The sequence below is a fragment of the Aphanothece microscopica RSMan92 genome, assembly GCF_046613545.2.
Lineage (GTDB): Bacteria > Cyanobacteriota > Cyanobacteriia > PCC-6307 > Cyanobiaceae > NIES-981.
In genome coordinates, this window is sequence record NZ_JBKKKY020000095.1 from 1 (window position 1) to 7258 (window position 7258).

The 7258-nt window shown below is 61.5% G+C and carries 7 protein-coding genes and 1 pseudogene; 3 read left to right on the top strand and 5 right to left on the bottom strand.

The genetic code is table 11. The features are described from left to right. Positions 1-61: 61 nt before the first annotated feature. The 5 genes from ACLD7X_RS15470 to ACLD7X_RS15490 all read right to left on the bottom strand — a co-directional run bounded on the left by ACLD7X_RS15470 (position 62) and on the right by ACLD7X_RS15490 (position 4600). Complete coding sequence (locus ACLD7X_RS15470; RefSeq protein ID WP_411424566.1) at positions 62-1225, bottom strand: IS5 family transposase; 1164 nt, start codon at positions 1223-1225, stop codon at positions 62-64. A 56-nt stretch (positions 1226-1281) separates the two neighbouring features. Further along, positions 1282-2355 (bottom strand): IS630 family transposase, encoded by a 1074-nt coding sequence (locus ACLD7X_RS15475; protein ID WP_411424567.1) that lies wholly within the window; start codon positions 2353-2355, stop codon positions 1282-1284. 129 nt (positions 2356-2484) lie between these two features. Continuing rightward, positions 2485-3090: a hypothetical protein gene (locus ACLD7X_RS15480; protein WP_411424568.1), complete on the bottom strand. Its 606-nt coding sequence runs from the start codon at positions 3088-3090 to the stop codon at positions 2485-2487. Positions 3091-4031: 941 nt separating this feature from the next. Next, on the bottom strand, positions 4032-4352 hold the full coding sequence (locus ACLD7X_RS15485) for a hypothetical protein (protein WP_411424571.1): 321 nt from the start codon (positions 4350-4352) through the stop codon (positions 4032-4034). After that, positions 4349-4600: a hypothetical protein gene (locus ACLD7X_RS15490; protein WP_411424572.1), complete on the bottom strand. Its 252-nt coding sequence runs from the start codon at positions 4598-4600 to the stop codon at positions 4349-4351. Before ACLD7X_RS15490 ends, ACLD7X_RS15485 begins: the two co-directional genes overlap by 4 nt. A 399-nt stretch (positions 4601-4999) precedes the next feature. Here ACLD7X_RS15490 and ACLD7X_RS15495 point away from each other — a divergent pair, with 399 nt between their 5' ends. The 3 genes and pseudogenes from ACLD7X_RS15495 to ACLD7X_RS15505 all read left to right on the top strand — a co-directional run. Beyond that, entirely contained in the window at positions 5000-5344 is a 345-nt protein-coding gene (locus ACLD7X_RS15495) for a transposase (RefSeq protein WP_411424573.1), read from the top strand. Further along, positions 5304-6221: pseudogene (locus ACLD7X_RS15500) on the top strand (IS3 family transposase); the annotation flags it as partial. The gene ACLD7X_RS15495 and the pseudogene ACLD7X_RS15500, both read left to right, overlap by 41 nt. A 230-nt stretch (positions 6222-6451) precedes the next feature. Further along, the coding region (locus ACLD7X_RS15505; RefSeq protein WP_411424574.1) for a DEAD/DEAH box helicase at positions 6452-7258 on the top strand (807 nt) is incomplete at its 3' end.

Consider the following 7258-nt stretch of genomic DNA (forward strand, 5'->3'; position numbering starts at 1 on the left):
GTCACAGACCGGCCCACCCATTGCCCCGCAGGGAGTTTGAGGAGAAGACCGCCAGCACCGGCTACGCCGGTGCTGCTCCTCGGGATTTACACCACTTGGCGGGACGCCCCCTAAGCAGATTGCCCAGGCGGATCAGGTTGTAAGCGATCACATGCAGCCCGAATACGGCACTGGCATTGCCCTGACCGCGCAGCTTGAAGTGGCGCAGGCCGCCGAACTGCTTGATCCAACCGAACACCTTCTCGATGCCTCGGCGGGCGTTGATCGATTGGGCGTAGCCCTCATGGCAGGTGGTGCGGCCATCGATGGCGGAGCCACCGGAGCGGCCTGGGTTCTGGGCGACATGAGGAGTGACGCCGATCCGCCGGATCTCAGCTACGAATCCTCTGGTGTCGTAGTTCTTGTCGGCACCGATGGTCTTCTGGTGGCGACCGGGGAGATCGGCTGCCATCTCCTTGGCCGCATCCCGTTCGCCGTAGCCATCAGCCTGCGTCACCCGGCAATCCACCACCAGGGCATGGCGGTTGTCCATCAGGGCATGGCCCCGATAGCTGGGCAGGGCCGGGTGATCATTCGACTTGCGGGCCAGCAGAGCGTCGGGATCCGTGCCAGAGCGGTGGGTCTTGTTGCTGAGCCGGAGTCCGCGGAAGTCGCCCTTGGCCCGCTTCTTTTCACTCTTGGCCTCCCCGAATCCCTCACCAGGACCTGACGGCGGAGGCGGCGAGTCATCCTCTCCGTCGATCCGCTCCAGGGAGGCGTGAGAGGCCCAGGCCTGCAGCAGGGTCCCATCCACGGAGAAGTGCTCGTTGCTGAGCAGCGGTTTCACCTCGGGAGCCGCCATGACCTTCTCCAGGAACTTGCCCATCACCTGCTCGTTGAGCAGTCGCTGACGATTCTTGGTGAATGTGGTGGGATGCCAGATCGGATCATCAGGGCTCAGCCCCACAAACCAGCGAAACAACAGATTGTAGTCGAGTTGTTCAATCAGCATCCGCTCCGAGCGGATCCCGTAGAACGCCTGCAGTAACGAGGCCAGCAGAAGTTGTTCCGGCGGCACCGAGGGCCGGCCTTCTGCGGCGTACAGCTCACAGAAGGTGGGATTCAGTCGATCGAGAGCCTGATCCGCCAGTTTCCGGATCTGCCGCAGCGGATGACTGGCTGGAATCCGCTCCTCAATCGACACGTACGAGAACAGGGAGCCGCTGTGCTCGCGGTGACCTCGCATCTCAGCTGGACAGTTGCCCCATTTTCGCTGGATTGCCCGGGTTTTTCAGCGAACTCCTAGTGTGCCGTCCCGGAGATTTGCGAGCAAAGTCGCTGGAGTTTCTCCAGGATGGAGTCTGCCGATGCCGTCCAGTTGAACGGTGCCTTGGTCTTGTTGTAGGCCGCCACGAACTGCTCGATTTTGGCGATCAGCTCCTTGACGCTCGAGAAGCTGCCGCGCCGGATGGCGCGCTGGGTGATGATCCCAAAAGAGCGCTCCACCTGGTTGAGCCAGGAGGCGTAGGTGGGCGTGTCATGCACGTGGAAGCGGGGCCGTTGAGCCAGCCAGGACCTGACCTTGGCGTGCTTGTGGGTGCAGTAGTTATCGACGATCAGGTGAACCTCCAGGTTCTCGGGGACTGACTTCTCGATCTGGCGGAGGAAACCCAGGAACTCCTGATGCCGGTGACGTGGCCTGCACTGCGTGAACACCTCACCGGTGGCCACATCCAGCGCGGCGAACAGGGTAGTGGTGCCATGGCGGATGTAGTCGTGGGTGACGCCTTCCACGTAGCCCAGGCCCATGGGCAACAGGGGCTGGGTGCGGTCCAGGGCCTGGATCTGGGTCTTCTCGTCGACGCAGAGCACCATCGCCTTGTCCGGCGGGTTCAGGTAGAGGCCGACGATGTCCCTGACCTTCTCTACAAAGAACGGATCGGTGGAGAGCTTGAAGTGCTTCTGCCGGTGGGGCTGCACCGAGAACGTCTGCAGCCAGCGGTGCACGGTGGTTTTGGAGATTCCGGTGGCAGCGGCGAGGGAGCGGGCACTCCACTGGCTGCTTCCATCAGTTGGCTTGGTTTGGAGTGCCCGGTTGATCACCTCGGCCACCGTGTCGTCCTCATAGGTGCGCGGACGGCCAGGCCTGAGCTCATCGTGCAGTCCCTCCAGGCCCAGCTCCCGGTAGCGCTTGCGCCACTTGCCGACGGTCATGCCCGTCAGCCCCATCCGTTTGGCGATGGCTGTGTTGGTCTCACCAGCCCCGCAGGCCAGCACGATCTGGGCACGCTGAACGATGGAGTGAGGCAGTGAACGGGAGCTGGCGAGAGCCTGGAGTTGCTGAACCTCGTCGTCGCTGAGAACCAGCGGCAGCATCGGACGACCAAGCGCCACTGGGCACCTCGGGCAACACTCCTGATTCTAGATGTTATTTCCGGGACGGCACACTAGGTATTCCTCATCGTTGAGCTGATAATTCAGCTCTTGACGACCGCGATGTGATCCTCAGGAAGGGTCTACAAAGAAGTCGGCATACAGGCTTAAGATGTGCGCTGAATCATATTCTGTGGGCTGGATATCGAAGAAGGCAGCTCTGCCAACAATTTCAGTTGGACTTGCGAGCCTTTCGGCTAAGTGATAATGAGGTCTGTCAGCGTAGTCATCGAATACAATCCGTGTTGGTTTTCTTGTGTAGATGCAAGATGCCACGAATGACGCCACTCGAAAGCGCCCGTCGATGAGCACAATGTCTGGATCAACTTGCCTCTCTCGCAACAGCTTCCATGGCCCAAGCGATGCCTGAATCATGCCTTTCCCCCTTTGTTTATTGTATGGCTGAGTGGCGAAGTCTGGCTTGCCCCACTTGGCTGTGGGGCCAATATCGAGAAAAACTGGATAGAATCTTTCAGAGAGTCCTAGGCGGGCGATTTCCATCGCCAATCTGCATAGCCACGCGGGATCGGTCTCGCAAGAGTAGCAAAAATTCTCCGGATTTGCCTGCAGGGCCAATAGGGTGCTGCCCCCGCTGCCGTATTCCAGGACCGTGCATTTTTCCGAATACATCAGGCCTAGTCTTTTCTTTACTTCTTCGGGAAGGCCTACGTTGAACACTTGGTGTTGACGTTGTAGCTATCCGCTGATCATAGCCTGGATTGGGCCGTTCATTTCTGGGATCGTCACGACTATGCCGTGGGGTCGTGGTTCGGGGCCAAGGGGGTTGCGATCCAGCCATTGCCGGCGTACTGACCATCCTTCACGCCCCAGCCGATACTCGGCGCTGCTTTCCGGCTGAGCAGAATCGAGAGGGCGTGGAGATCTGCCTTCAAACGCCTCCCCGGCCTTGCCGTTGTCAAGGAGTTTGTCGCATGTTGAGGCCAGACCAGATCGTAGTGGGGGAGTCCCTATGCTTCGGGGCTGCCGGAACAGCTTAGGCAGGTTGTCTGCCGTCGCAATCAGAGCCCATTCACCATCCAACAACTCCATACCCCGCAATCGGAACCGATTCAGCCTCGGGTGCCCTTGAACTGAGCCAATGCCGGCTCCACGATCGTCTTGCGCAGGGCATGGATCGCCTGGCCGGCCATCGAGCGTCGCTTTCGGTCCATCCCTCCGTCTCGCATGCAGATGCCGGTGAGGAGAGGGGGGCAGCTCATCCGGAGCTGTCCTGAACAGCACGGTCTTGATGAACTCATCCCTGAGCCGGCTGTTCCAGACGCCGTTGTGCGGAGCCCATACGACTCCGTCAAGCCGTTCTCCCACGGCGCTCCCGACTCGAGGTACGCCTTACCGGTGGACCACTGGCCTCGCACCGGCCCCGTAGAGCCTGCGCAATGCATTCAGGGCCGTTGTCTGACCGGTCAAACGCTGGTGGCGAGTACAGATGGGTGAGATGCTCCCCCCTCTGCCAGGACCTCCTTGGCCTTGCAGCGTCTGACCACCCTGATGGTCAGGCAGAGGCGGCTGTGCTAGTCGATCACGTCAGGACGTTGAGTCTGTGCCCATCGCCCATGGCGTCGAACTCAAGGCCCATGGCCCACGCCTGGTGGGGATGCTCAGCCCGTTCGCGCCGGACTGAACCGTCTGCCGGCCGTGCCCGCGTGCGTTTCCTGGGGGTGGGCCGCTGCAGGCCTTCCTCTCGCCAGAGCCGCTGCAGCCGCCTGTGGTTCATCAATCCAGCCCTCATGCCACAGCAGCAACCAGGCCATGCGGCGCCCCCAGCGGATCTGTTCATCGGCGATTTCGCTGCAATGATGCCAGAGCTTGGCCTCCTCCAGGTCGACGACCTTGCCCGCATGGCGCTGGGTGCTCCGGTAGTTGGCCCGCACCCGGCAGACCAGCTGCTCAGAGGCCAGCGAGCGCTCTTGCAGGATCAAGACAGCCCTGCGCCTGAGTCCTTCCTCTTTGCAGAAGCCTGTCGCCAGAGCATGGCCTTCTGCGGATGAGTCAGCCGCCGGGCCTCTTCGGCCTGCGTGCCGCCACACGGCTGTCTCCAGCGGTGATACATCTGCGTCACCTCGATCACGCAACGGAGGCCGGCGACGGTATTGCCCAGGGCGATCAGCTGCTCGGCGGTTTTGAGGTTGCGAATGATCTGCTTGGCTTTCGGCCTGGTGCGTTTCATGGTGGAGTTCCCGGCCCAGTCTGGCTGGCTGAAAACTCTCTTTCACCCTGGACCGGCTTGGGGGGGGCACGTCACTGCCGCTCAGCGCGAATCCGCTCCTTGCTGAGGAGAAATTTTCCATGGGCCGACTCTTTCCTATGTGCGTCTTTCGGATGATATGGCCTCGAGGAGACGATCAGTAGAGCTCCGGCTGCAGCCAGGGGCCGCGGAAATCAATGATGCAACACTCACTAAGTGAGACCGCCCCCTTGATGAAACTGTTCTGTCGCCAGTAAAGCTGAAGATCTAGTGGGGGACATTGATTGGGCTGCCATTTCAGCAGTCTCCAGGTCCCGGGGTTCCCCCGGTTTTCTGGACAAGTCGATAGGGGTCACGCCATGACCATCAGACTGTTCATCGATGACCAACCTCACCAAGACCCGGCGCCGGTTCACGGCGCAGCAGAAGGCGGAGGCCGTGGAGCTCTGCCTGCAGGAGTGTCTCTCCTGCAATGTCGTGGCCCAGAGGCTCGGCCACCCCTCCAGCAGCCTGGCCCGCTGGTTCGTCAGGCCCGCATTGATCGCGGCCAGGCCGGCCCCCGCGACCAGGGCCTGCTCAGCAGCGAGGAGCGCGCTGAGCTCAACCGGCTCCGCAAGGAGAACCGGGAACTCAGGAGGGAGAAGGATTTTTTCAGGCTGGCGGCAGCGCACTTTGCCAAAGAGCAGCTGCCGCCGAGAGGTTTCGCCTGATCGATCAGCTCGCTGATCAGCACTCGGTGGCCTGGCTGTGCCGGCAGCTGGGTGTGGCCCGCAGCGGGTTCTACGCCTGGCGGCAGCGGCAGGAGGCGCCGGGAAAGCGGGCGGCCGAGAACGCCCGGCTCACCGCTGAAATCCAGACGGTGTTCGGCGAGCACCGGGGCTTCTACGGCTCTCCTCGGATCCACCAGGAGCTGCGCGCTGCAGGCCATCCGGTGGGCCGCCACCGTGTCGCCCGACTCATGCAGAGGGCTCGGCTCAAGGCCAGGACCCGCAAGCCGTTCCGGCCCTGCTCCAAGGCCGGCGGCGGGACTGCTGGGGTGGTGGAGAACCTGCTGGAGCAGGACTTCCTGCCCCCGGCTCCCAACCGCTGTTGGGCGGGCGACATCACCTATATCCGCACCACGGCGGGCTGGCGGTATCTGGCCGTCTGGATCGATCTGTTCAGCCGCCGTGTCGTCGGCTGGAAGCTCGATCACCGCATGGATGCTGCCTTGGTGATCGAGGCCCTCAACAGGGCGCTCGGCCACCGTCTGGTGGAGCCGGAGACGTTGCTCCTCCACACAGATCAGGGCAGCCAATACCGGGCCACCGACTACCGAGTCCTGCTCAAAAAGCACGAGATCAGCTGCAGCATGTCCGCCAAGGGCTGCTGCTGGGACAACGCAGTGGTGGAGAGCTTTTTCTCCACCTTGAAGCTGGAACTCGACCTCGATGACAACCGAGAGACGCTGATCTCACCCCAGCAGCTGCAGCGCGATCTGGCCTTCTGGATCGAGGGTTACTACAACCGCGAACGGCGCCATTCAACGATTGGCTACATCAGTCCGATCGACTATGAGCAGCAGTTCATTGCAGCTCGTACACTCAACCCTGTGAACCCATGATCGGTGTCCACGAAATCGGGGGAACCCCATCCTGATACACTAAGTCCCACGGCCAAGAGGAGTCTGTCTGACGAGATTCAAGTTGTCATTGTGCAGTCGCCCCAGTAAGACTCCTGGCCAGGGGGGCTTGACGCTGAGTCATTGCGCTGCAGGTTCCCATGGCTCAATAACCCCTAACAGTGGCTGTTCGGCGCTTTATCATATTTTACTTTTCTTCGCAATCTTTGTATATGCTTGATGCTTCCGCTGTCTTCCCTTTCCCGCTAGACAGCTTTCAAGTAGAGGCTATTGAGGCTCTGGGGCAGGGCAATTCAGTTGTCGTAAGCGCTCCCACTGGATCAGGGAAAACCTTGGTGGGCGAATACGCCATCCACCGTGCCCTGGCCCATGGCCAGAAGGTGCTCTACACCACGCCACTCAAGGCCCTCTCCAATCAGAAGCTGCGGGATTTCCGAGCCCAGTTCGGAGCCGAACGCGTCGGGCTCCTCACCGGTGACCTCAGCCTCAACCGCGAAGCCCAGGTGGTGGTCATGACCACCGAGATCTTCCGCAACATGCTCTATGCGGAGTTCGATCATCCGGATGACGACCCCTTAGCTCATGTGGAGTCCGTGGTGCTGGATGAGTGCCACTACATGAACGACTCCCAGCGCGGCACGGTCTGGGAGGAGTCGATCATCCATTGCCCCCCCGCGATTCAGTTGGTGGCCCTCTCCGCCACCGTGGCCAATGCGGGTCAGCTCACCGACTGGATCGACCGGGTCCATGGCCCCACCCGCCTGGTGTTCAGTGACCACAGGCCGGTCCCTCTGGCGTTCAGCTTCTGCAGCGCCAAGGGTCTGCATCCCCTGCTGAACGAGACCGGCACCGATCTGCACCCCAACTGCAAAGTGTGGCGTGCTCCCATGGGAAACCGCCGCAAGGGACCCAAGACCCCGAAGCCTCCCCAGCCCGAGGCTCCTCCGCTCCCATTCGTCATTGCCCAGCTGGCTGAGCGCGACATGCTCCCGGCCATCTACTTCATCTTCAGCCGGCGC

Bases quoted from the DNA above. Each gene is read 5' to 3' on its own strand.
- ACLD7X_RS15470 (WP_411424566.1), bottom strand. From the start codon at position 1,225: ATGCGAGGTCACCGCGAGCACAGCGGCTCCCTGTTCTCGTACGTGTCG.
- ACLD7X_RS15475 (WP_411424567.1), bottom strand. From the start codon at position 2,355: ATGCTGCCGCTGGTTCTCAGCGACGACGAGGTTCAGCAACTCCAGGCT.
- ACLD7X_RS15490 (WP_411424572.1), bottom strand. From the start codon at position 4,600: ATGAAACGCACCAGGCCGAAAGCCAAGCAGATCATTCGCAACCTCAAA.
- ACLD7X_RS15495 (WP_411424573.1), top strand. From the start codon at position 5,000: ATGACCAACCTCACCAAGACCCGGCGCCGGTTCACGGCGCAGCAGAAG.